This is a genomic window from Cellvibrio sp. (genome assembly GCF_039207905.1).
Lineage (GTDB): Bacteria > Pseudomonadota > Gammaproteobacteria > Pseudomonadales > Cellvibrionaceae > Cellvibrio.
On the sequence record NZ_JBCECX010000036.1, the window covers coordinates 23,060 to 47,300 of the forward strand.

The 24,241-nt window shown below is 46.7% G+C and carries 20 protein-coding genes; 17 read left to right on the forward strand and 3 right to left on the reverse strand.

Going from position 1 to position 24,241, the window contains the following annotated elements; all coding sequences use genetic code 11:
- Positions 1 to 53 precede the first annotated feature (53 nt).
- Positions 54 to 677, forward strand: a complete 624-nt coding sequence (gene tmk / locus AAGC78_RS17770) for a dTMP kinase (protein WP_435785464.1) — start codon at positions 54 to 56, stop codon at positions 675 to 677.
- Here the strand turns inward: tmk and AAGC78_RS17775 are convergent.
- Positions 674 to 1,312, reverse strand: coding sequence for a pseudouridine synthase (locus AAGC78_RS17775; RefSeq protein WP_435785446.1), 639 nt, complete (start codon positions 1,310 to 1,312; stop codon positions 674 to 676). The genes tmk and AAGC78_RS17775 overlap by 4 nt on opposite strands.
- A gap of 96 nt (positions 1,313 to 1,408) precedes the next feature.
- On the opposite strand from AAGC78_RS17775, the gene AAGC78_RS17780 reads away from it, so the two are divergent.
- From AAGC78_RS17780 to AAGC78_RS17810, 7 genes are all read left to right on the forward strand, one after another.
- Positions 1,409 to 2,434 (forward strand): DNA polymerase III subunit delta', encoded by a 1,026-nt coding sequence (locus AAGC78_RS17780; protein WP_435785447.1) that lies wholly within the window; start codon positions 1,409 to 1,411, stop codon positions 2,432 to 2,434.
- 68 nt (positions 2,435 to 2,502) lie between these two features.
- A complete protein-coding gene (locus AAGC78_RS17785) occupies positions 2,503 to 2,856 on the forward strand; it encodes a PilZ domain-containing protein (RefSeq protein ID WP_310070574.1) in 354 nt (117 codons plus the stop codon).
- Between the two features lie 91 nt (positions 2,857 to 2,947).
- A complete protein-coding gene (locus AAGC78_RS17790; RefSeq protein WP_435785448.1) occupies positions 2,948 to 3,739 on the forward strand; it encodes a TatD family hydrolase in 792 nt (263 codons plus the stop codon).
- 81 nt (positions 3,740 to 3,820) lie between these two features.
- A complete protein-coding gene (locus AAGC78_RS17795; RefSeq protein ID WP_435785449.1) occupies positions 3,821 to 4,438 on the forward strand; it encodes a dUTP diphosphatase in 618 nt (205 codons plus the stop codon).
- A gap of 37 nt (positions 4,439 to 4,475) precedes the next feature.
- Positions 4,476 to 5,573, forward strand: a complete 1,098-nt coding sequence (locus AAGC78_RS17800) for a hypothetical protein (protein ID WP_435785450.1) — start codon at positions 4,476 to 4,478, stop codon at positions 5,571 to 5,573.
- An 84-nt stretch (positions 5,574 to 5,657) separates the two neighbouring features.
- The gene (locus AAGC78_RS17805) at positions 5,658 to 7,124 is read left to right on the forward strand and encodes a dihydrolipoyl dehydrogenase (RefSeq protein ID WP_435785451.1); all 1,467 of its coding nucleotides are present in this window, start codon (positions 5,658 to 5,660) and stop codon (positions 7,122 to 7,124) included.
- 215 nt (positions 7,125 to 7,339) lie between these two features.
- Positions 7,340 to 8,323: a malate dehydrogenase gene (locus AAGC78_RS17810; RefSeq protein WP_435785452.1), complete on the forward strand. Its 984-nt coding sequence runs from the start codon at positions 7,340 to 7,342 to the stop codon at positions 8,321 to 8,323.
- 65 nt (positions 8,324 to 8,388) lie between these two features.
- Here the strand turns inward: AAGC78_RS17810 and AAGC78_RS17815 are convergent, their stop codons facing one another.
- Positions 8,389 to 9,318 (reverse strand): D-hexose-6-phosphate mutarotase, encoded by a 930-nt coding sequence (locus tag AAGC78_RS17815; RefSeq protein ID WP_435785453.1) that lies wholly within the window; start codon positions 9,316 to 9,318, stop codon positions 8,389 to 8,391.
- Positions 9,319 to 9,486: 168 nt separating this feature from the next.
- On the opposite strand from AAGC78_RS17815, the gene rapA reads away from it, so the two are divergent.
- The 4 genes from rapA (at position 9,487) to AAGC78_RS17835 (ending at position 15,148) form a co-directional block, all read left to right on the forward strand.
- Positions 9,487 to 12,438: an RNA polymerase-associated protein RapA gene (gene rapA / locus AAGC78_RS17820; protein WP_435785454.1), complete on the forward strand. Its 2,952-nt coding sequence runs from the start codon at positions 9,487 to 9,489 to the stop codon at positions 12,436 to 12,438.
- Positions 12,439 to 12,526: 88 nt separating this feature from the next.
- A complete protein-coding gene (locus tag AAGC78_RS17825; RefSeq protein ID WP_435785455.1) occupies positions 12,527 to 12,808 on the forward strand; it encodes a hypothetical protein in 282 nt (93 codons plus the stop codon).
- A gap of 127 nt (positions 12,809 to 12,935) precedes the next feature.
- Complete coding sequence (locus tag AAGC78_RS17830; protein WP_435785456.1) at positions 12,936 to 13,628, forward strand: hypothetical protein; 693 nt, start codon at positions 12,936 to 12,938, stop codon at positions 13,626 to 13,628.
- A 332-nt stretch (positions 13,629 to 13,960) separates the two neighbouring features.
- Entirely contained in the window at positions 13,961 to 15,148 is a 1,188-nt protein-coding gene (locus AAGC78_RS17835; RefSeq protein WP_435785457.1) for an acyltransferase family protein, read from the forward strand.
- A 116-nt stretch (positions 15,149 to 15,264) separates the two neighbouring features.
- On the opposite strand, the gene AAGC78_RS17840 is transcribed toward AAGC78_RS17835, so the two are convergent.
- Positions 15,265 to 17,106, reverse strand: coding sequence for a DEAD/DEAH box helicase (locus AAGC78_RS17840; RefSeq protein WP_435785458.1), 1,842 nt, complete (start codon positions 17,104 to 17,106; stop codon positions 15,265 to 15,267).
- A gap of 684 nt (positions 17,107 to 17,790) precedes the next feature.
- Between AAGC78_RS17840 and AAGC78_RS17845 the strand changes: the two genes are divergently transcribed.
- From AAGC78_RS17845 to AAGC78_RS17865, 5 genes are all read left to right on the forward strand, one after another.
- Positions 17,791 to 18,633: a 4-alpha-glucanotransferase gene (locus AAGC78_RS17845; protein WP_435785459.1), complete on the forward strand. Its 843-nt coding sequence runs from the start codon at positions 17,791 to 17,793 to the stop codon at positions 18,631 to 18,633.
- A 42-nt stretch (positions 18,634 to 18,675) separates the two neighbouring features.
- Positions 18,676 to 19,095, forward strand: a complete 420-nt coding sequence (locus AAGC78_RS17850) for an HIT family protein (protein WP_435785460.1) — start codon at positions 18,676 to 18,678, stop codon at positions 19,093 to 19,095.
- 40 nt (positions 19,096 to 19,135) lie between these two features.
- On the forward strand, positions 19,136 to 20,323 hold the full coding sequence (locus tag AAGC78_RS17855) for a tetratricopeptide repeat protein (RefSeq protein WP_435785461.1): 1,188 nt from the start codon (positions 19,136 to 19,138) through the stop codon (positions 20,321 to 20,323).
- Positions 20,324 to 20,565: 242 nt separating this feature from the next.
- Positions 20,566 to 21,096, forward strand: a complete 531-nt coding sequence (locus tag AAGC78_RS17860; protein WP_435785462.1) for a hypothetical protein — start codon at positions 20,566 to 20,568, stop codon at positions 21,094 to 21,096.
- 551 nt (positions 21,097 to 21,647) lie between these two features.
- Positions 21,648 to 24,241: TonB-dependent receptor (locus tag AAGC78_RS17865; protein WP_435785463.1), on the forward strand; the 2,594-nt coding region annotated here is incomplete at its 3' end.

The window sequence follows — 24,241 nt, forward strand, 5'->3', positions numbered from 1 at the left end:
TCCCCCAAAGGGAAGGAATGCGTAAATGGGTAAATTTAACAGTAGAGAGAGCTATGCAGCGCGGTAAGTTTCTGACTATTGAGGGCACCGAAGGTGTCGGTAAGAGCACAAATTTGGCTTTTGTGGCCGATTGGCTGCGCGCGCGCGGCCTAGAAGTCGTTGTCACGCGGGAGCCTGGTGGCACACCATTGGCCGAGGAGATTCGCAGCCTGTTGCTCAGTAAGCGCGATGAATCCGTGGATGAAACAGCGGAGCTTTTGTTGGTGTTTGCTGCCCGGGCCCAGCATTTGGCGCAAGTGGTCAAGCCGGCTCTGGCGCGCGGCGCCTGGGTGTTAAGTGATCGTTTTACCGACGCGACCTACGCTTATCAAGGCGGCGGCAGGGGGCTGAGCAAATCCACTATCGAACAGCTTGAGCAGTTGGTTCAGGGCGATTTGCGCCCGGATCTGACGCTAATCCTCGATATTGATGTCGAGCTTGGTCTGAATCGCGCTCGTCAACGTGGTGAATTGGATCGCTTTGAAAGCGAGGCGATTGTGTTTTTCGAGCGCGTACGCGCGGCTTATCGCCAACGAGCTGAAACAGCGCCGGCGCGCTATGCATTGGTTGATGCGGGTAAGACCTTGGTTGAAGTGCAGGCAGAGATCGATACTGTACTGAACCGCTTGATTGGTTAAAAATCGGGCGTCGCTTGTACCCGTACTTCGACGCCGGTAATCGGATGATCCAGCCACAGCTCTTGGGCATGCAAAAGCAAGCGCGGGGCTTTGGCGAGTACATCTTCAGGGGCGTAGAGACCGTCGCCCAACATAGGGTGGCCAAGGCTTAGCATATGGACGCGCAGCTGATGAGTTCTGCCGCTGACCGGCTCCAGAAGTACACGAGTTATCTTCTTTTCCAAATCCCGCTCCAACACCTGATAGCGCGTATGGGCTGCTTTGCCGCTCTCGAAACAGACTTTCTGTAATGGGCGATTTGGCCAGTCGCAAATCAGCGGCAACTTGATCTCTCCCTCATCCTCCGCAACCAGACCATCCACAACGGCGATATAGCGCTTGTGGATTTCCCTCGCTTCGAATTTGTGGGTCAGGTTTTTCAACGTCAGATAATTGAGCGGGAACATCACAATTCCAGATGTGCCTTGATCCAAACGGTGTGCAACGCGCGCATTGGGGTTAAATTTCAGTGCGCGATTATAGAGACAATCCTGTTTTTCCGGGCCTTTGCCGGGTACGCAGAGCAGCCCCGCAGGCTTGTTGGCAATGAGCAAATCCTCGTCGAGGTACAAAATGTCGAGCTGGGAATCGGTCATCGGTAAGCCTGAAGCTGAATTAAGCGGGCGCGGATTATCGCAAATTTGCTAAGCTTGCCCAATCTTTTATTCAGTGCGATCTAATTGAGTGATGTCATGAGTGACTTTCCCGCCCATCCATACCCTTGGCAATTGAGCGAATGGCAGCAGCTGGTGCAGCAGATTGCAGCGCAAAAACTGCCGCATGCCATGATGATTGCCGGCCCTAAGGGGATCGGTAAGCGCCATCTGGCGGATGCATTGGCGCAATTGTTGTTGTGTCAATCGCCGATTGAAGGCACACCTTGCAGCAAATGCCGTGGCTGTGAGTTGAATAAAGCGCAAACCCATCCTGATCTGGTGTGGCTGGAACCTGAGGAAGAGGGCAAGGCGATCAAGGTTGATCAAGTGCGGGAGCTGACTGAGTCGCTCAGTAAAACGGCGCAACAGGGCGGCTATAAGGTAGTGATTATCGAGCCGGCAGAGGCGATGAATGGTAATTCCGCGAACGCCTTGCTGAAATCCCTTGAAGAGCCGGCAGCCAATACTCTGCTGATTCTTATCACCCACAGTCCTAGCTCGGTTCTGCCGACCATCCGCAGCCGCTGCCAGATGCGCAAATTTCCGATGCCTCGCTCGGAGCAAGTGTTGCATTGGTTGTCGCCCTTGCTGGTGGGGAGTAACGCTAAGGCTGAAACACTTCTCGTCGCTGCTCGTGGCGCGCCACTCGGTGCACTGAGCCTGTTGCAGGGCGATGCATTGGAACATCGCGAGCAGGTGTTACAGCAGTTTGTTCGCCTGAGTCTTGGGCAGATATCAGCCATTGAGCTGGCCGCACAATGGCACAGCGGTGATGTGCACGGTTTTATAGAGTGGTTTCTTGGTTTGCTGCACAGCATTGCCCGCTGGCGGGTTGGCACCGAAGATTTGCAAATGGAACAGGCTCCAGTGGAGTGGCGTGATCGCTTGAGCAATCTCAATTTGCCGCTTTTGCATCGCTATATTGAAAAAATTCTGTTGTCCAAAAGGCAATTATTAAGTGGAGCAAACCCCAATAAGCAATTGTTATTAGAGGAATTATTGCTCGACTGGGGCGCTTTGTTGCGCGCAAGCACGAATCGCGCAATGGCGTCTGGACACTAGTCAGCTAATCTATTAGTGTTCGACCCACTCATGTTTGTGATCTGATAAAACAACAACCAGGATTTGTTATGCAACCGATTGGCGGTGGTGCCCGTAACGGCATACTTTCTCTGACGATTAAAGATAAAGCTGTTCTCTACGCAGCCTATATGCCCTTTGTGAAAAACGGCGGCATGTTTATTCCCACCAACAAAAGCTACAAGTTGGGCGACGAAGTGTTTATGTTGTTGAGCCTGATGGATGAGCCGGAGAAAATCCCGGTAGCCGGTAAAGTGGTATGGGTAACTCCCAAGGGTGCGCAAGGTAACCGCGCGGCTGGAATCGGCGTACAGTTTAGCGATCAGGACAATACCGCGATCAACAAGATCGAAACCTATTTAGCCGGCATGCTGAGTTCAGACAAACCCACTCATACCATGTAAAATCTGCTCCCACTGAGTTTTCTGCAAAGCCAGGTTAAGCCTGGCTTTGTTGTTTCTGTATCTTGTACGCATCTTGTTATTGGAAATGCCCATGTTAATCGACTCCCACTGCCACCTTGATCGAATCAAACTCGATCCCTACAACGGCGACCTGAGCGCTGCTATTGCCGCCGCTCATGAGCGCGGTATCCAGCAAATGCTGTGTATTGGTATTAGCTTGGAAAATATCCAAACAGTTATCGATATCGCCCAAGCGCATCCGCGCGTGGTTGCTTCTGTTGGAGTTCATCCTTGTGATGTAAAAGAAGGTGCAGCAACTGAAGCGCAATTAATCAATTGGGCATCGCAATCCAAAGTTGTTGCTTTGGGTGAAACGGGTTTGGATTACCATTACGAAACCGAAAGCAAAGATATTCAACACGAAAGTTTTGCGCTGCATTTAAGTGTGGGAAAACAAATTGGTTTGCCTGTGGTTGTTCATACCCGCGAGGCAAAAGCGGATACGCTGGCATTGATCAAAGAGCATGGCAGCCTCGAACACAGTGGTGTACTGCACTGTTTTACCGAAGATTGGGAAATGGCTAAAGCAGCGTTGGATTTAAATTATTACGTGTCTATTTCGGGCATAGTTACATTCAAAAATGCCGATCAAATCCGCGATGTAGTGCGCAATATGCCGATTGATCGCTTGTTGGTGGAAACTGACTCGCCGTACCTCGCGCCGATTCCCTATCGCGGCAAACCTAACGAGCCAAAATATGTACGCGAGGTTGCTCAGTTCGTTGCCGATGTGCGCGGAATTCCGCTGGAAGAACTTGCCGAAAGAACAACCGAAAATTTTTATCGTTTATTCAGTAAAGCAAAACAATATCTCCCCGTCTAAATGTTGGGGCGCTGCTTGTTGCGCCCTATAAATAAACTAAATGGGGCGCTGCAATCCACGCCCAACAAATAAGGTCTTACCATGAGTGCGCAACAAATAAAAATTATGCTCGAACTACAAGATGCGATGAACACCAAAGTCAACGCGAACTGGCAACAACAAGGCTACGAATGGTATCGCGCCATTTGGGTTGAGTGTGCTGAGCTTATGGATCACTACGGTTGGAAATGGTGGAAAAAACAATCGCCAGACACCGAGCAAGTTGCACTTGAATTAATCGACATCTGGCACTTCGGCTTAAGTATTCAACTGCAATCCGGCGCTGCGCTGAATGACATTATTGCCAAAATCGAAAAGGAACTGATCGTTTCCACCGACGAACAAGATTTCCGTCTTGATCTGGAAAAATTTGTTGCCGCTACGCTGGGCGACCGCCAATTTCACATAGGTTTATTTGCTCGTTTGATGGCCGGTGTAGATATGAGTTTCGAACAACTCTATCGCGGCTATGTAGGTAAAAACGTATTGAATTTCTTCCGTCAGGATCACGGCTACAAAGACGGCAGCTATCGCAAACACTGGCACGATGGCCGTGAAGATAATGAACATTTGGTTGAAGCCGTACAAAGTTTGGATACAACCAAGCCGGAATTCAAAGATGAGTTGTATCAAGCATTGGTGAAGCGTTATCAGCAGTAAAACTGATTAGTTTGATAATAATGACTAAGGGATAGCTATGTGGTTTTTGTTTGGTTTTTTAACTATATCAATCTGCATTTGTATTGAGTTCTGGCGCCGGCATTTATCTCGCTGGTCGCCAGAAGGTACTACGGCTGGACTGCAATACAAGCATTATCGCTATAAAAATAAACTAACTTGGGTCTACCTTGGGGTCACTTGCCACCCAAAAGCCAATTTTACGTTAAAGCGGCAATCCCGGTTGGACAGCTTTTTCAAACGCATTGGGGTTGCAAATGAATTTGAAACTGGAGATGCGTCATTTGACGATTTAATCTACTTGGTTTCGGATAGTAAAACCTTACATTATGCACTGGCGAATTCTTCTGAATTTCGCTCTGCCGCAAAAAAACTCATGAATTATGGCATCGCGTCTCAACTTGAAGGGCGGGAGATTCATTGCCGCAATGGTCGCTTGTGGGCAACATTTAAAACTGGCTCGAATTACAACGAAGGTAACATTTCTCAGGTTGCCAAAACATTGGTTGCTGCGTTCGATGCGTTGAGTAATTCAGTGCAAGAGGTTGCCGAGGTTTCAGGTTCGCGCTGGAAAGATCCTTTTGTAATTAAGGCGGCGGTATTACTGGCAATTAGCTCCGGTATAGCCATTAATGGTGTTATACAGGTTTTTCGTGTTCAATTCGGGAGACTGCCTTTTACTGTCGATTACTCTTTGATTGTTTATGATGCTTTGATTTACAGCTTAATTGCGGCATTCATTTTTGCATTGATTTCTTTGTATTGGTTGGGGCGTAGTGCGCGTGCTCACATAGTATTAATTGAATTGGTAACAATTGGAGCTTTTGGGATTTTTTTATCTTTCGCAACTGAAATGCGAGACATTAATATTGAAATGGATTCAGTGGTGCCAGAGGTTTTTGAGGCATCAGTAACTCGAAAGTACACATCTAAAGGCCGTCGCAGCGGCACCAAATATTATGTTGTGGTAAAAAATTGGAATTGTGATTGCGGTAATTATTCTATTCGTGTGCCAGAGTTTATTTATCGCGGGGTTTCTGCGCAGAGCAGAGTTCAATTGCTACAACACAAAGGTTATTTGGGGTATCCATGGATTAGCGATGTAAAAGCGCTTTGATTCGGGTATGTATGTGCGCTGTCGCACCGAATGAAATTGGTCTAATTTATATGGTAAGTGACGTTTTTCGGTTACGAGGATTAAATGAAAACACGTCACGTTGATATTGCCATCATTGGAGCTGGTACTGCGGGTTTGAGCGCTTACCGCGAAGCGCGAAAATATACTGATAATCTTGTCCTGATTGAAGGGAATGTTTACGGAACAACTTGTGCGCGTGTGGGGTGTATGCCCAGCAAATTGTTGATTGCCGCTGCTGATCATGCGCATCACGCTAGCCAGAATGGTGTGTTTGGAGTGGATTATCAGGCACCGGTTATAGATGGTTCTGAAGTACTAAAACGTATCAGAAGTGAACGCGATAGATTTGTTGGTTCTGTTGTCGATTCTATTAATGATTTTCCCTCCGAACACAAAGTCAAAGCCCAGGCAAAATTTATCTCCACCCGCGAACTGGAATTAACCAGTGCGGATGGTTCCGTATCGCATATGAGCGCGGAGCGAATTGTTATTGCTACGGGTTCTGCGCCCGTTATTCCTGATTTTTTGCAAGATGTCGGCAAGCGTTTGTTGATCAGTGATGATTTATTTGAGTTAAAAAATTTACCTAAATCGATTGCGATTTTTGGTCCCGGTGTCATTGGTTTGGAATTGGGGCAGGCGCTAAGTCGATTGGGTGTACGTGTTGCGGTTTTTGGTAAGAGTGGCGAGCTGGCTTTTATTAAAGATCCATCAATTAGTCATTATGCTGATTTAGAATTCAACCACGAATTTTGTCTGGATTTAAATGCTGATATTAATAATGTGCACGCGAACGGCGAGTCGGTAATTGTTGAATACCGTCACCGCGAAAAAGGAATGATTGAAGAGCGTTTTGATTTTGTGCTTGCTGCAACAGGGCGCCGGCCAAATATTGATGCATTGGCGTTGGAAAATGCAGATATCGAGTTGGATCACAAAGGTATCCCATTTCACAGCCGTTACACAGGGCAGTGCGGTTCTTCGTCGATTTATATTGCTGGTGATGTCTCGAATGATATTCCGTTATTGCACGAAGCTGCAGACGAAGGGCGGATTGCTGGTGCTAATGCGGGACGTTCATTGAAAAGCCCTGACGATGTACGTGCAGGTTTGCGCAGAACGCCATTAAGTATTGTGTTTACCGATCCGCAAATTGCGAGCGTTGGGCAAAATCTGGAAGAAATCCGGCGAAACTGCAGCAACTGCTATGCAATTGGTGAAGCAAGTTTTGAGGATCAAGGTCGCGCGCGAGTGATGAATAAAAATCGTGGTTTGCTGCGCGTTTATGGCGAGCAGGGTACTGGTTTGTTGCTGGGGGCAGAAATGTTTGGCCCTGCTGCTGAGCATATTGGTCATCAGCTCGCGTGGGTAATTCAGATGCGTATGACAGTGAGCGAAATCCTTAATTTGCCCTTCTATCATCCGGTATTGGAGGAGGGGGTTCGTACTGCGTTGCGCGATCTCAATCACAAGCTGCATAGAGGTGCGCCGTCACCAGAAGCTTGTTTGGATTGTGGGCCTGGCGCATAAGGGCAAATTACCAATTGATCTAATAATCACCAATCTGCTTTATGTATGAAAGGCTCGCAGGGTAAATTTGCGAGTCTTTCTCATCCTGATGCATTAAGAGGGTGAATTTTCCCCGCAAATGCCTATAATGCCCTCCCGTCTAAAGTACAAAATCCGGCACACAATGCCAAACCTCTGTTCCTTTCCAATATCACCCGTATAAATGGAGTCTCATCGTGAAAGCACCTGTAAGAGTTACCGTCACTGGCGCCGCTGGCCAAATCAGTTATTCCCTGTTGTTCCGTATCGCCGCTGGCGACATGTTGGGTAAAGATCAACCAGTAATCCTGCAATTATTGGAAATCACCCCTGCGCTGAAAGCTTTGCAAGGCGTAGCGATGGAATTGGATGACTGTGCGTTCCCACTGTTGGCTGGCATTGTTACCACTGATGATCCTGCAGTTGCATTCAAAGACACCGACTACGCATTGCTGGTAGGCGCACGTCCACGTGGCCCAGGCATGGAGCGTAAAGACCTGCTGGCTGCTAACGCTGCTATCTTCTCTGTTCAAGGTAAAGCGATTGATGATCACGCATCACGCGACATCAAAGTATTGGTTGTGGGCAACCCTGCTAACACCAACTCGTTGATCGCACAGCGCAACGCGCCAAACATCAACCCACGTCAATTCACTGCAATGACCCGTTTGGATCACAACCGTGCATTGTCACAGTTGGCGACCAAAACCGGCACCAGCATCAACAACATCACCAAGGCGCTGATCTGGGGCAACCACTCATCTACCCAGTATCCTGACCTGCACAACACTTTGGTTGATGGCAAGCCAGCATTGAGCTTGATCGACCAAGCGTGGTACGAAGAAGATTACATCCCAACCGTACAACAACGTGGTGCCGCAATTATCGCTGCGCGCGGTGCTTCTTCTGCTGCATCTGCTGCTAACGCTGCAATCAATCACATCCGTGACTGGGCTCTGGGCACTCCAGAAGGTGATTGGACCAGCATGGGTGTTTACAGCGACGGTTCTTACGGCATCGAAAAAGGCCTGATCTACTCTTTCCCTGTTGTGTGCAAAAACGGCGATTGGGAAATCGTACAAGGTTTGGAAATCAACGAATTCTCTCGTGCGCGTATGCAAGCGACTGAAAAAGAATTGCAAGAAGAGCGCGATGCAGTAAAAGAATTGCTGCCTGCGTAATTGCAAAAATGCTTCAAATAAAAAAGCCGCTCAGTCAGCGGCTTTTTTATTGTCTGCAGATTTGATTAAACCTGCTTAAACTCCATCCACGCACTTTTACTCGTGCCGGCAGGCAAATGCCATTTCTCACCGAGTACAGCGCTGCGTTCTACGCAAATATAAAACTGCTCTTGTCCTTCACCGATATCCGCGATTTTTCCGGCAGCTTCTGCACCAGGATTCCACACCACAACGCTTGGGCAATTGCTGTGAGTGATTTCAATGGTTGGTGATCCTTTGATGGTGACGCTATTGTCGATTGCGGGATAAACGCGATCAACGGGGCCGGGGAAATTCACATCGCCAGTTTGTTGTTTTTCAGCGTAGCCTTCGAAATTGTCAAAATATTTTCTGCCTGCCAAGCCCAGTACGCGCACATCGGTTAATGAACTGATGCGGTGATAATTGTGCATGGCCCAGCTGCAATCAAAATCATCTGTATCGGTGTTGTTGATGGTGAGTTCGATTTTTGCACTGTTGCCCAGTGTCATACGTAATTCGGCTGAAAAATCGTAAGGGAACAATTGATTGGCATCGCTGACAAATAAAAACTCCAATTCGGCTGTGCCATCGCTTAACAGCTGTGCTTTACCCAATTCCCAAAAACTATTGCGGCCAAAACCATGTTTTGGTTTTGTGGGGTCAGTTTGGTTGACGCCGAACCAGGGCAAGCAGAGTGGGACGCCGCCACGCAAGGCGGTGCCGGGAGTAAAATCGCAATTAGGGCTGAGCCATAACAACGGATCGCCGTTGGTAGTTTTGAACTCAAGCAGATGGGCGCCTTGCAAGGAAATTACGCCGCTGCACAGGCTCGTCTCTACCACTAATAGCGGCAAGCCAGAGCCGGGAGCATCTGGATATTGCTCATTGCTGGTGGTGAGGCGCAGGAAGCCGGATTTGGCGACCAGTTGTTCGAGGCGAAGAGTGCTTGCAGCATTGGGAAGATTGATGTGCATGGAGGCTACCATTTATGTGACTAATGGGATGGATTTTATAGAAAAGCATGCAATCTAACAGCCAAATTTTTTGGTTTTGTGGGCCTTAAAACAGTATCATGCGCGCCTTTTCGACAATTTTGATTTTTTCTGGGCAAAGCCCGGATATTAGATAAAGCAGGTATTTGAGTGAGTAGTAAAACGCAGTTTGTGATTGGTCAGCGCTGGATCAGCGAGTCTGAAGCGGATTTGGGGTTGGGAATTGTGTTGGATGTGGCAAATCGTCGCCTGACGCTGAGTTTTCCCGCAGCGGGTGAACGTCGTACTTATGCGATGGACAATGCACCCGTAAGTCGCGTGAAGTACGAGGTGGGCGAAAAAGTGCGCCACCAGGATGGAACCAAAATCCAGATCACCAGTATTGTCGAGCAGGCTGGCTGTTTGATGTATGTCGGCCTCACGAAAGAAAATGAAGAGGTTGCAATTCCCGAGTTTGAACTCGATAGCTTCGTGCAATTCAGCACCCCGCGCGATCGTTTGTTTGCTGGGCAGATCGACAAGCACAACCATTTCACTTTGCGCTACCAAACCCTGCATTACCAAAATTTGCATCGCCAGTCGCCGATGTTTGGTTTGGCTGGCCCGCGCGTACAATTGTTGCCGCACCAACTCTATATCGCTAGCGAAGTATCCCAACGTCATGCACCACGCGTGTTATTAGCGGATGAGGTTGGCTTGGGCAAAACCATTGAAGCTGGTTTGATTTTGCATCAACAATTAATGAGCGGCCGTGTACAGCGCGCGTTGATTGTTGTCCCAGCTAGCTTGCAGCATCAATGGTTGGTGGAAATGCTACGCCGCTTCAACCTCGCATTCACACTGCTCGATGAAGCGCGTTGCAATGCATTGGTCGGTTTGGATTCGGTTGAAGAATCTATCGATTATGTTGACGACTTCGAAGATGACGTTGAAGAAAAAAATGAGCAGCATGGCGATATCAGCAATCCATTTGAAACTGCACAATTAATTATTTGCTCGTTGGATTTCCTCACTAAAAATAATTATCGCTACGAACAAGCGGTTGCGGCTGAGTGGGATTTATTGTTGGTTGACGAAGCGCACCATCTTCAATGGAGCGAGAAAAAGCCGAGTAAGGCCTATACCTGTATTGAAGGTTTGGCGAAAAAATCGAAAGGGTTGTTATTGCTGACGGCAACACCTGAACAACTAGGCTTGGAAAGCCACTTTGCACGTCTGCGTTTGCTTGATCCGGATCGCTATTATGATTTGGAAAAGTTTATCGCCGAGCAAAAAGCCTATCAGCCGCTTAATGAATTAGTACAAGCACTGTTGCAAGAGCACAGCGAAGATGCCGGAAAGATTTCTGCACCATTGATTAAGTCGCTCAATACTTATTTGCCCACAGAAACAATTAAAGAATTGCAGGCACAAGCTGAAACCCAAAGTCTGGGCGATGCAATTGATACTGCGATTCACTACTTGTTAGATCGCCATGGCACTGGCCGTGTTTTATTCCGCAATACACGTAATTCTGTTAGTGGCTTCCCTGAGCGTAAATTGCAGGCACATGCACTGGAGTTGGATGACGAAGATCTTATTGCATTGCGTGAGCAATCGCTCGCAACGCAAATCTGCGCTGAACAATATTGGCAGCAGAAGACCGATTCTGATTGGTGGCTGCAAGATCCACGTGTTGTTTGGCTTGCTGAATGGCTGCGTCAGCATCGCCGTAAAAAAGTATTGGTAATTTGTGCGAACGCTGATTCGGCGCAATCTATCGAAGAATATTTGCGTCTGCGAAAAGGGTTAACCACCGCTGTTTTCCATGAAGGTTTAAACCTGATTGAGCGCGACCGCGCAGCGGCTTATTTTGCCGAGGCTGAAGACGGTGCCCAGGTGCTTGTCTGCTCTGAGATAGGCAGTGAAGGCCGTAACTTCCAATTTGCGCAAGACTTGGTGTTGTTTGATTTGCCAACCAATCCAGATTTGTTGGAGCAGCGTATCGGTCGTCTTGATCGTATCGGTCAAACGGCGACTGTGAATATCCATGTTCTTTACTATGAAGATACAGCCCAGCAAAAATTAATGGATTGGTATCACCAAGGATTAAATGCGTTTGAAAAAACCTGTGCGATTGGGCAGGCAGCTTATGTGAAATTTGCTGACGCGCTTTTACCTTCATTGGTTGATAGCAATGACGAAAAGTTTGCGCAGTTATTGGATGGAACCCGAGTGTTCTCTGCTGAACTGGTTGCCCAGTTGCAGCAAGGGCGCGACCGTTTGCTAGAGCTTAACTCTTGCAAGCCCGCTCAAGCTGAAGCGCTGGTCGATGCGCTAGCTGAGAATGATGTAAGCACCGTGCTGCCGATTTATATGGAGCAGGTGTTTGATAGTTTTGGTATCGACTTTGAAAAACACAGCGAAAAAAGTTTGGTATTGCATCCGAGCGATCACATGCGTATCGAGCAATTCCCTGGTTTGCCTGAAGATGGATTGACAGTAACTTATGATCGTCAGCAGGCATTATCGCGGGAAGACATGCAATTCCTGACCTGGGAGCATCCGTTAGTACGCGGTGCGCAGGATTTAATTTCGTTGAGCGAATTCGGTAACACCGCATTTTGCACCTTGAAATTACCTCCGTTAAAGCCTGGTAACTTGATGCTGGAGGCGTTGTTTGTACTACATTGCCCAGCGCCAGCTGAATTGCAATTGTTCCGTTATATGCCGCAATCGTTATTGCGCGTATTGTTGGATGATAAAGGCAAGGATTTGTCTGCAGTGCTTGGGATCAATCAGCTTAGTAAGTTGCTGCAAAAAGTTCCGCGCAACAATGCGCAGGATCTGGTTCGCCACGCCCGCCCAACATTGACGACCATGGTACAAAAAGCCGAAGAAATTACAGCTGCAAAACAAGAAGAGTTAATTGCAGAAGCGCAAGCAAAAGTTGGCGAGCAACTGAATGGTGAGTTATCGCGCATGAAAGCCTTGAAAGAGGTAAACCCTAATGTGCGCCAGGAAGAAATCGATTATTTACAGCAGCGTTTGGCGGCGAGCCAGCACTTTTTATCGCAAGCCAAAATTCGATTGGATGCGTTGCGAGTGGTTATGACAATCTAATTTCTGTGCTGAGGCGCGGGTGCAATAGCTAACCTGTAAGGGTTTAGTTTATTGCCCCACAATTGACTAATTAATACGGTAAAAAATTATGTATATCTTCTCTGCCAATGGCCGTGCAAAAAAAGCATTCGATGATATTAAAGAGGGCCAAATGGTTCCTTTTATTGTCTATATCAACTTTAAAGACTTATTTGGTGCGGAGCATCTATGTAAGCTGTATTTGATGCGTGCCGGTTTTACGGAAATCGATATCGAAAACCGTAAACTCGTGCCGAGCAATCTGACTGGCGACCCACGTGTGGTGGCTGCTGATAAAGCAATGGCCGAAGCACTGAAAGATGGTTACATGATCCAGATGTTTGATGAGTAGTCAGCTCGCCATCCAGAGAAATTATCAGAGTGGGCGAACTTTTGATCTGCCATTGTGTCTAGAAGGGACTTCTTAAAAAGGCTGTGCAGGTCATAAAGGCTGTACAGATCACAAGGGCTTTACAAGTATGTTGGCTGCTTCTGTTATTAAAAAACCGACCGTATCTGGTCGGTTTTTTTCTGGTCTTACTTTACACAGTCGCTCTCCGCGATGGATCGCAATAGCCATTACGGTCATTGTCCATTTGCTGGTTCTTTGGGGGCTGCTGCGCAGCACCGGATTTATTCCTGCCAAAGAATCACGCGTTACCCAGCTCCGTTATATTACCCTCCCAGCCCAAAATGAACCGGAAAAGGTCCGAGCAATTGAGTCATTTACCTTGAGTTCTGGTTTCACCTCGCAAGAGTTGTTGCCTGCCAAACTGCAACAATTGCCTGAATTTGTTACAGAAGTTGAGCCTTTAACCCAGCAGGAATTAAATGAGATTATTGGGCGCAGCAATTATCCATCACAAAATAATACGCAAGGAATCGCAAGAAATGTATTTCACCCAGGGTTGAGAGAGCAACTCGCTATAGAAGAAAATAAACCGGTGTTGGCGCGAGTAGAAGACAGTGCCTTGGAAACACATACCGATCCTTCCGGTGCAACTGTCGTCAAGCTCGGTAGCGGTAAATGCCTTAGATCTCCGTCAGTAAAATCCGGTGAGGCCAGAAATTGGTACATGACATCTTGCGGAGGGAAAACAGAAAGTGAAGAGATGTTGGAGCGGGTGGATATGGATGTTAACGGCAAGCGCCGGTTTGGCGAGCCTAACTAAACATATAAGTCGTCTTGCGCGACAGATGCGCGTCTAGTCTTTCACAATTAAATCATCAGCTCGCATTTGTAGCTTTATTGTATCTGTTGTTAAGTTATAGTTGGCTCGTTATATGCCTCACGTCTTATGCCTGTATCAAATCACACATACACAATCTTTCTGGCTCTCTATTTCAAAATAGTGTGCGAGCGTGGTGCGTGGTGCCCTGATCCTGATCACTATGGCGTGTTAAAACGGAAACATTAAAGGTGTAATAACAACTGGATGGTTGCTTTATGCAGCTTATCGGCTGAATTAATTGCGTTCACTCGCAGGGATTTGTAGGTGCAGATATGGTTAAACACCATTTGAATGTTTTAACGTGGTTGCGTGCTATTGCTGCCATGTTGGTTATTGTTACACATGTTAAAAGTGCGACTTACGTTGCTTACTCTGCGAATGATGAGCCAAGCTATTCATTTGCAATAAGCTTGCTGGATTTAGGTGATTTTGCTGTCTACTTATTTTTCGCGCTGAGTGGTTGCACCTTGTTTATCAGTAACAGCCAAAACTTGAAATCGCTTGGTAGCTTTGGTGATTTTTTTATTAAACGCTTTATGCGCATATGGCCGCTATTCGCTATCTCAATGCTGTTTTACATGGTTTTTATTGAGATTTTTAGAAACTATTACAATTCAGATATGACCTACTGGATATCGAATTTTTTAAAAGAATACAACTTTATCAATATCCTCCAGTATCTAAGTCTCACCTTTAATATCACTGGCCCTAAATATTTATTCCAGGGACCTTATTGGTCGCTACCGGTTGAATTTCAATATTACCTAATGCTGCCTTTCTGCGTGTATTTGATGAGAGGGGTGCTTAGCTCCTTTTTTGTCCCCGCGCTATTCAGTGCCGTTCTCTACGCACTTTATAAGACTGATTTGCTTTCGTTTAATGATTCCAGTCTTTTCAAAATGGGTTTTTCATTTTTTGGTGGAGTGGTTCTGGCTAAACTTTATCAGCTTTACAGCTACCGTATTCCATTGTGGGGGAGCCTGTTATCAATTGTGCTAACCATACTTGCAGTGGGTTTGGTCCAGGTCGCGATTATTGAGATTCCTCCTTCGCTACCGTTTGTGGCCGATAAATGGAATTTTTTTGGTCTCGCGGCAGTCGTGTGCGTTTTCTTTGCTTTGTTTGCCGAAGAGCGGACGGTCAAAAATCCGGTGCTTGATTTTCTATCCTTTTACGGTGAAATCTCCTACAGCGTTTATTTATTTCACATGATGTTTGTTGGTGCTGCCGTACTTTTGGTTATTCACCTTGGAATCACCGGCGGTACAGAGAAGCTGCTGTTTGTATTGGCGTTATCGTTTGTGGGTAGCTTTGTGTTCTCGATATTCACTTACAAATATATAGAGAAGCCATTTATTCAGCTGGGTAGATTGTTGGCAACGAAAAAGAAAGTGGAATCAAAAACATCAAAAGATGTGGTTGAGATTGATAACGTGGGTCGTAAGCCCTCGTTGGATTGATTCTACGTATTAAATTTCAGGCAAAAAAATCGCCATAAACACTTTCGTGCTATGGCGACAAGGGAGTTTAAGTGACTGGCTAAATCAGCTGGTCACTTAACAAGAAAACATATTAATTAATCAGTCTTTTTCGGGCGGAAGCTGGTTTTTTTACCGTCGCGCTCACCGAAGCGTGGCTTGTCACGGCCCCCATCTCTGTAACCGCCGTCTCTCGGGCCGTATTCGCGTTTTGGTTTTCCGCGACCAGGGAAATCATCACCGCCGCGTGGACCGGTATCCAAAGAAATTTCCAATGGACGATTGCGAACGCGCACCTTCTTCAGTTTTGCGAGAACGTCTTTTGAAATGCCGGTTGGCAGATCAACAGTAGAAAACTCGTCATGCAGTTTGATATGGCCGATGTAACGGCTTTCGATACCAGCTTCGTTGGCAATTGCACCTACGATATCACCAGGGCGGGCTTCGTGATTGCGACCCACCTCAATGCGATAACGATCCATATTCTCGTCATTGCGCTCACGGCGTGGACGATCTTCACGTGAGCCGCGATCACGACCTCCGTCACGGCCGCCACGATCATCGCGGTCACGACCACCACGGTCATCACGACTGCTGCGCTCGCGCTCGGGTTTTACATCGGTAAATTTCACTTGCAATGGACGCTCGCGCTGTAATAAGAAGGCAAGGGCAGATGCAATTTCTTCTGGCGATACATCATTTGCGTGGCTGTATTCAGCAAGCAAATCATTAAAGAAAGACAGATCTGCCTGTTCTTTCAGGGTATCAGTAATTTGTTGGGTAAACTGATCGATACGGTGCTTGGTAACGGTTGCGCCGCTTGGCAATTCCATCAAGGTAATTGGCTTTTTAGTTGCCTTTTCGATGGTGTACAGCAAACGTTTTTCACGTGGCGCAACAAACAGAATTGCTTTACCGCTACGACCCGCACGGCCGGTACGACCAATACGGTGAACATAAGCTTCGCTGTCGTAAGGAATATCGTAGTTAACAACGTGGCTCACACGCTCTACGTCGATACCGCGCGCTGCGACATCAGTCGCAATAACGATATCAAGCTTGCCCGTTTTTAAACGATCAATTGCGCGTTCACGCAATTGTTGGTTCATATCACCGTTCAATGCAGATGCAGAGTAACCGCGTGCTTCCAATTTTTCGGCGAGTTCAACGGTGGCAGTTTTAGTGCGCACGAAAATAATCATGCCGTCGAAGGGTTCAACTTCCAAAATGCGTGTTAATGCATCCAGTTTATTGGTGCCGCTAACCATCCAGTAAACTTGTTCAATATTGTCGCCGGTAGATTGGGTGCTGGCGATTTTAATTTCTTTGGCATCGCGCAAATAGTTGTCGCACACTTTGCGAATTTCGCGCGGCATAGTCGCTGAGAAAAGTGCGGTTTGACGTGTTGCCGGAGTATGTTCAAGAATCCACTCAACGTCATCGATAAAGCCCATGCGCAACATTTCATCGGCTTCGTCGAGTACAAGGCTTTTCAAATTGTTCAAATTCAAACTGCCGCGACGGAGGTGATCCATCACGCGGCCTGGTGTACCTACAACAACGTGTACACCGCGCTTTAATTGACGCAACTGGCTAGTCATATCCTGACCGCCATAAATTGGCAGTACATGGAAGCCGGGCATTTCAGCGGCGTATTTTTGGAAAGCTTCAGCAACCTGGATTGCTAATTCACGGGTAGGTGCAAGCACCAGGATTTGTGGATCGTTTTGGCTCAAATCCAATTTAGAGAGCAATGGCAGCGCGAAGGCTGCAGTTTTACCGGTACCTGTTTGCGCCATACCCAGAATATCGCCACCAGCAAGCAGTACAGGAATCGCAGCTGCTTGAATGGGGGAGGGCACTTCGTAGCCAACTGCTTGAATGGCTTTTAATACGGGCGCAGCAAGGTTTAAATCGGTAAACATAATTTGGTCAGACATGTAATAACCTGTGTTTAGTCATAAAAATCGCGCGCAAACAATTACCGTGAGCAATTAAGGTGCCGCACCGGGTTATTTACGTTATCGATTTTTATTAGTCTTTTAATGGGTATTTGCGAAAAGTATTGCCAATAAAATGGCGGCAATAGTGAATGTGCAAACACATAAAAATGGGGCGATGATTGGATCGCTAAGTGTGTAGATAATTCGGTTGCGCGTGAAAATAACTCAGTGAGTCAGGGCACGAGTGCAAGCGTAAAAAGCGATTTAGTCAACGAATTCCCGCGTCATCTGCCAAGCAGACGTTTATGCAATCCACAAACTCCATATCGTATAACCGATTGCATACTAGGGGGCAAGCTGAAGAGATTTGATAAACAGAATCGATCAGCGTCAATATCTACCAACTGCTTCAAGAACTAACAATTGGTCGGGCAGCCCTCAGACATCCAGTCTGTTCAGCATGACCCCGCAAGACATTCACGATCAAAGAAGGGGTTACTGAAAGTGCGCGAATTATAGGGGCTTGTGACTTTTAAGGCCAGATAAATTTGATCTTGATCGCAAATTTGTACTAAGCCATCCTCATCTCCGCTATAAAATTGAATAAGCTTGCAATGAATCTACAGACTGTTCGCAACGAATGGCGGGGAGTAAACTCGCGCAATTAATAAGGATTCTTATATGGCCGAACGACACATCTCCACCACTGCGCTGGCGCGTCTGATAAATAAAGAGAGCAAAGAGCTATTTATTTTGCTCACTACGGGCGGCTGGATTGTGAAGGTAGACAATCATTGGCAGCTGACCGAGAAGGGCAAATTTGAGGGAGGGGTTTATGTTAATCATCCCAAATTTGGCGAATACATTGCCTGGCCTGAGTCTATCCAGCATCACCATTTATTGAAGTTGTTACCCGAAGCTCCACTGAGTGCAACAAATCTCGCGCACAAATGGGATATCCCTGCGCGCTTGGTGAATTTATTACTAGCAGAGAAGGGACTGATTAAAAGACACATTCGCGGATGGTTACTCACCGCGAAAGGGAAAGGTTTAGGTGGGCAGCAACAAGAGGCAGAATCCGGAATTCCTTTTGTGACCTGGCCTGAAACCATTCTCGACGAGCCTGATGTGATTAATTCCCTGCTGCAAATCTCGGGTGATGAAGGATTGAGCGGGCAAGCGGCGCTCGATGGTCATTCCGTTAATAATGCCGTGCAGCGGCGAATTAATAATTGGTTGTATCTTGCTCGGGTAGTGCATGCGCGTGATTATCGATTGTTGTGGGATCTTGATTCCGCAACGGCGGATTTTTACGTGCCTGAAGCAGAGTTGTGTATTGAATGCTGGGCTGACCAATTGGCGCAAGATACTAATCGCGCAGCGGTATTAAGTGGTGAGCTGGAAAAAAATGCACTCTACAAAAAGCACAAGGTTGCGTATATCGAATTTCGCGATGAAAATATTCATCAAGTTGATGAAATACTTGCGCGTGAATTATTGCGGCGTGGTGTTGCAGTTTATTAATCTCTTCATCAATAACGTTTTAACAGTAATGAGGATTGTGTGATGGCAAGTGTGTTTACGTTGATTATGGAAGGAAAGATTCCCGGTAATTTTGTGTGGAAGGATGATAAAGCCGTTGCCATCTTGACGATTCAACCTATTCGTCAAGGTCACGTATTGGTAATCCCGCGCGAGGAAATTGACCAGTGGAGCGACTTGCCGTTGGATTTAGCATCACACCTGATGCAAGTCAGCCATAAGATTGGCAATGCATTAAAGGTTGCTTATCCGGCTACCCGCGTTGGTTTGATGATTGCCGGTCTTGAAGTTCCGCACACCCACATTCACTTGGTGCCGATGGACTCAATGGATGATTTGAGTTTTGCGTTTGCGAAAAATGCTGATGGTGATGTGTTAAAGCAAACCGCTGAAAAAATCCGCGGCGTGCTGCAAGGTCAGGGGTTCAGTGAGGCTCAGGTTTAATCTGCGTGTTTTAAATGTAATGTTATCTAAGGATATAACAATGAAAAAAATGAGTTTCTTGCGCTCTATTACTTTGGTTTTAACAATGGGCGCTGCCTGTAACCTGTTGGCCGCTGACGTTGATGTACAAATTTTAAGTGCGACGGTAAAAGATAAAAAGATTGCTAACGCAACAATAATTTTGCAAAAAAATGGGGAGCAATCGGTAACGGCTACCACCAACGCCCAAGGTCAGGCAAAACTGGCCACTGCATTCGCAGATACATCTGATGCGTTATTAATTGTCAAAACGCCGGGCTATTCGAATTTGGTGGTGAAATGCCCCTGTGCTGGAATGACCTATGCGGTAAGTCCGGTGATGACCAATCTTGATGGTATGCGTATCGTGCTTAACTGGGGCGCATCGCCGGAAGATTTGGACTCTCATATCGTTTATCCAGGCAATCATATTTACTTTGATAATATGACCGGAGCAGATGCTCAACTGGATGTAGATGACACAACCAGCTACGGCCCGGAAACCATTACGCTTGAGCGCAAGCACGATGGTGAGCGGTATGTTTATGCCGTGCATGATTACACCAATGGCGATAATCCTGGTCTGTTTCTGTCAAAGAGCAGTGCAAAGGTATTTGTGTATGTCGGCCAAACATTGATTCGCACTTACTATGTGCCAACGAATCAAGTTGGAAATTTATGGACGGTTTTCGCTATTACTGAAGGTGGTGAATTCCAGGACTTTAATACGATTAAAACAGTCCTCTCCCATGAAAGATTGCAGACTGCAGAATTCCAGGGCGTTATTAACACCACCAGCGTACAAAACCTGACATCTGATGCAGCTAGCCAAGCGACTGCCAAAAAGTTAAATACAAAAGGTGAATTGGCCTATCAAGCTAAAAATTACGATGAAGCTATCAGCTACTTTCAGGCCGCAATCGAACTTAACGGTAATTATGGCCAGGCATACAGCAATCTTGGCCTGACCTTTCAAAAGGCGGATCGCGTTGCTGAAGCGCTCTGGGCGAATCGTAAAGCTATCGCCTTGGCAAGTGGCAGTACGGCAAATACTGTACGCGCAAGCTCACATTACAATAACGGCAGAATTTACGAAGCAGCTGGACAATGGAGCGATGCAGCGCGTGAATATAACTACGCAAAACAATTTAAAGATAACCCAGTTTATGACACGGCTATTCAGCGCATGAAAGAGAAGGGTGCTCAATAATCGCTCAGGGTTTACAGGCCGCCATATTTAAATGGGCGGCCTGTAAACTCGATTACACTATCTGTATGAATTTACTACTCCCTCCGGCTCCGGCTCTTTTTTGGTTCGCGATTTGTATTGCGGTACCGACTTTATTGTTGGCAATACGCCACGCGCCTTGGGGGCAGGTTTTGGTCAGCCAGCCCCGTCAGCATGCTTTATTCGCAACAATCCTTTCGCTCGCCCTTTTATGGCTGTTGCAGGTGTCGATACGCGATACCCTGGCAATCCACCCGTTGCTGATGACCGTAACAACTATGGTATTTGGCTGGAGCCTGGCTATTTTGATCGGTGCTATGGCTCTGTTTGCATTGGAGATCTACCAAGTGCCGCTCCATGCCATCACCCTTGATTGGGATGTTGCGCTGGCACAATTTAACCTGAGCACATTACCTGTCGATTTTTGTTTGAGTGTTGCTGTACCGGTAGGTTGGGCCTGGTGTGTGCTTTGGTTGGTGGATCGCTGGAAATTTAAAAATCCGTTTACCTACTTTTGGGGTGTGGGTTTCTTTGGTGCGATGGTAAGTTGCCTGTGGTTGGGATTAACCGCAATGCTGTTATTTGCCATTACTGGCAGCGATATCCAGCTAGCGACAACGCAAGAGCATTTCATTGTGTTCGTGTTGATGACCTTTCCGGAAGGCTTTGTGAATGGGCTAATCGCTACGGTGATGACGGTTCTCTATCCCGATATGGTTAAAACCTACCGCGATGACTGGTATTTAAAAGACTAATTTTTATCCGCTAGCTGTTATTCCTACCTCTCTTTTTCTTTCATCAATTCTCTTTTCCCTCAAGGAAGCTTCCAGATCGGGTACGACTTTTGGTAGCTCAGGTATTTTCACATTCCTCTATCCCTCTTGATGTGCTCTCCCATCATTAAAAAACGTAAAGAGTAAGGTTCATTTCCTCCATGTTCATTATGTTTATCCTATTAAAGTCTATATAAATCAATGAATTAAAAACGGGTCGCTTTTATGTCGAAACTGAGCCGGAGCATTTTAGGTGTCGCGCCAAAGTGAAGCGACGGTGTATTTGGCTTGGGCGACTATTGCTCCACTGGTATCTGAAAAGATATTCAATCAGGTCGTTTATTACACGAGAAACGAGCTGGTTTAGAGAGATCTACGAAGGAAGAATCGAGCTGACCCACCTCACTGGATGAGCCAATCTACACTGGAAAGAGAGATCCGGATGTTTGGTTGAGGGGTTCAGATACAAGACCACGCTGCCCACGAGAAAAATATAACCAGATAGAAAGAAAAGGTCCGAGGAGGACGTTGTTATGTTCATAAAATCAAAAATGTCGTTGGCAGTGGTTGCAGCCATGACCTCGACCCTGATGCTGGGTAGCGCACAAGCGGCAGAAACAGATGCCGATGAACAGTTGGAAGAGGTGGTCGTTACCGGTATCGCGGCGAGCTTGGGGCGCTCTATCGATAAAAAGCGTAATTCGGATCTGGTGACCGATAGCATCACTGCGGAAGATTTAGGTAAGTTCCCCGACAACAACATCGCTGACTCCTTACAGCGTATCCCCGGTGTATCGATTGATCGCTCCGGTGGTGAAGGTCGTTTTGTAAGTGTTCGTGGCCTTGGCCCAGACTTTACTGCGGTATTAATCAACGGTCGCTCGCCCGCGACTGAAAACGAAGACCGTGCATTCAGCTTTGATACTCTTGCTTCTGAGTTGGTGCGTACAGTTGATGTGTTCAAAACCTCCAGTGCCAACCTGAAAGAGGGCGGTTTGGGCGGCACTATCAATATCGCAACTGCACGTCCTTTTGATTTTGATGGCTTCCACGCAGCGGGTAGCCTTAAAGGCATGTATGAAGAGAATAGCGAGGACGCCAGTCCACAGGGTTCCTTTATTATCAGCAATACGTTTAATGACGCTAAATTGGGTGTATTGGCATCGTTGACCTATCAAGAGCGTTCCAGTGCTAAATTCAGCGTTGATAACGAACATATCTCTAAAACCGTCGAAGAACCTTTTTTAAATTTCACCAATCCTTCACAAGGCTGGGCAGGTGGTTACGCTTACTCGGGTGATGGCTTGGAAGAAGATACTTACCGTATCCAAAGTTTGTACGCCGGTATCACCAACGAAACACGCGAGCGTATTGGCGGCAATTTAGTGCTGCAATTACAAGCGACTGATGATCTTGTACTGACCGCCGATATCATCCACTCCAAATACGACACCTCTACCACACAATACTCCACAGGTTCTTACATGTGGGCGCCGACCTTGTCTCCCGTTAATCAGGTGGATCAAAACGGTTTCTACAATGTGATCAACCATGGTTACGACGCTGGTTACAACATCACCGGTTACGCGCATTTGTTGACCACCACTGAACGTCCAACTGAATCAAACGTGGGTGGATTTAACGCGGCTTGGGATATTTCTGACGAATGGAAAATGATCGCCGATATTTCCATGTCTGATGCGATTCACGATAACCGTGGTCTGGATCGTTTATACATTGTGGAGTTTTTGGACAGACCTGGCTACATCATGACTTCCAATGGTGGAATTCCTTCTTTGGAATATGCAGATCCTGCGGCTATTACGCCCGAAATGGGCAGCGCAAATATGAAAGATTTGCGCGCGCGTATTAATTCAAATGATGGTGTTTACAACAAAGCCAAGAACCATGAGTTTAAAGTTGATTTTGAATGGGCTCCAATCGATTCATTCCTGTCGAAAGTGAAGTTTGGTGGTAGCAACGCTGTTGCAGAAAAAGCAACTGAATACTGGTCTACACCTGATTTAATTCGTCGTATGTACCACGGTCTTGCAACCCAGCAAGTAATGGATACTGACTCTGTAATTAAAGGTGTTTTAAAACCGGGCAATGTATTTGGTGGCCTGAACGGTGATGTTTATATGATTGACCCAGTTGCTTATCGCAATTGGATGGCAGAAAACATTGATGGTCGTACTCGCGCTGATACTCCAGCAGGTATTGCATCGAAAGCAGCGTTCCTCGCAAATGGAAGTAGTTGGGATGCGGTTAAATCTAACGACTCTTCTGTCGTTGAAGAAGATGTTACTTCTTTCTATTTGGAAGCGGCAGCAGATACTGAAGTATTCTCAATGCCATTGCATTTGTCCGGTGGTGTTCGTTACACCGATACTGCTTTGACATCATCCGGTACTACGCAAGTATTGGTAGGTCTTGAGCGTGAACTTGCTGAGCCTGGCAAACCGCCATCACCTTGGTTGGTACAACAATTTGCGGATGAAGCTGGTACCGCAATTCAGGTGAAAAATGATTACGACAATTGGTTGCCATCACTCAATGCACGTCTTGAGGTTACTGATAATTTTTATGTTCGCGCTGCATTCAGTGAGACTTTGACTCGTCCAACATTGACTGCTTTGGCTCCATACACCTCGTATCAAACAACGACTACTTCTGTCCGTACTGCGCGTGGTACTAACCCAAATCTCAAGCCATTTTTATCGCAAAACCTGGATCTCTCTTTTGAGTACTACTACGACGATACGAACATGCTTGCGTTGGCTCTGTACAAAAAAGAAATCGATGACTACATCGTGGTTATGAGCTTGCCTGAAACACTAGACAGCATTGTTGACGTGGAAGATCCTGAATGGAAAAACTTCACTGTGAGTCGTCCACAAAATGGTGAGACGGCCTCTATTGAAGGCGCGGAAATAAACTGGACCCACGTGTTTCATAATGGTTTTGGTTTCTCTGCTAACTACACCTTTGTGAATACCGATGCGTCTCTTAGTGCTGCTGGCTCAGTCAAAAGATTTGCGCTACCAGGTATTAGTGACACCGGAAACGCAACCGTTTTCTATGATAAAGATGGCCTGCAATTACGTGTGGCCTATAACTACCGGAC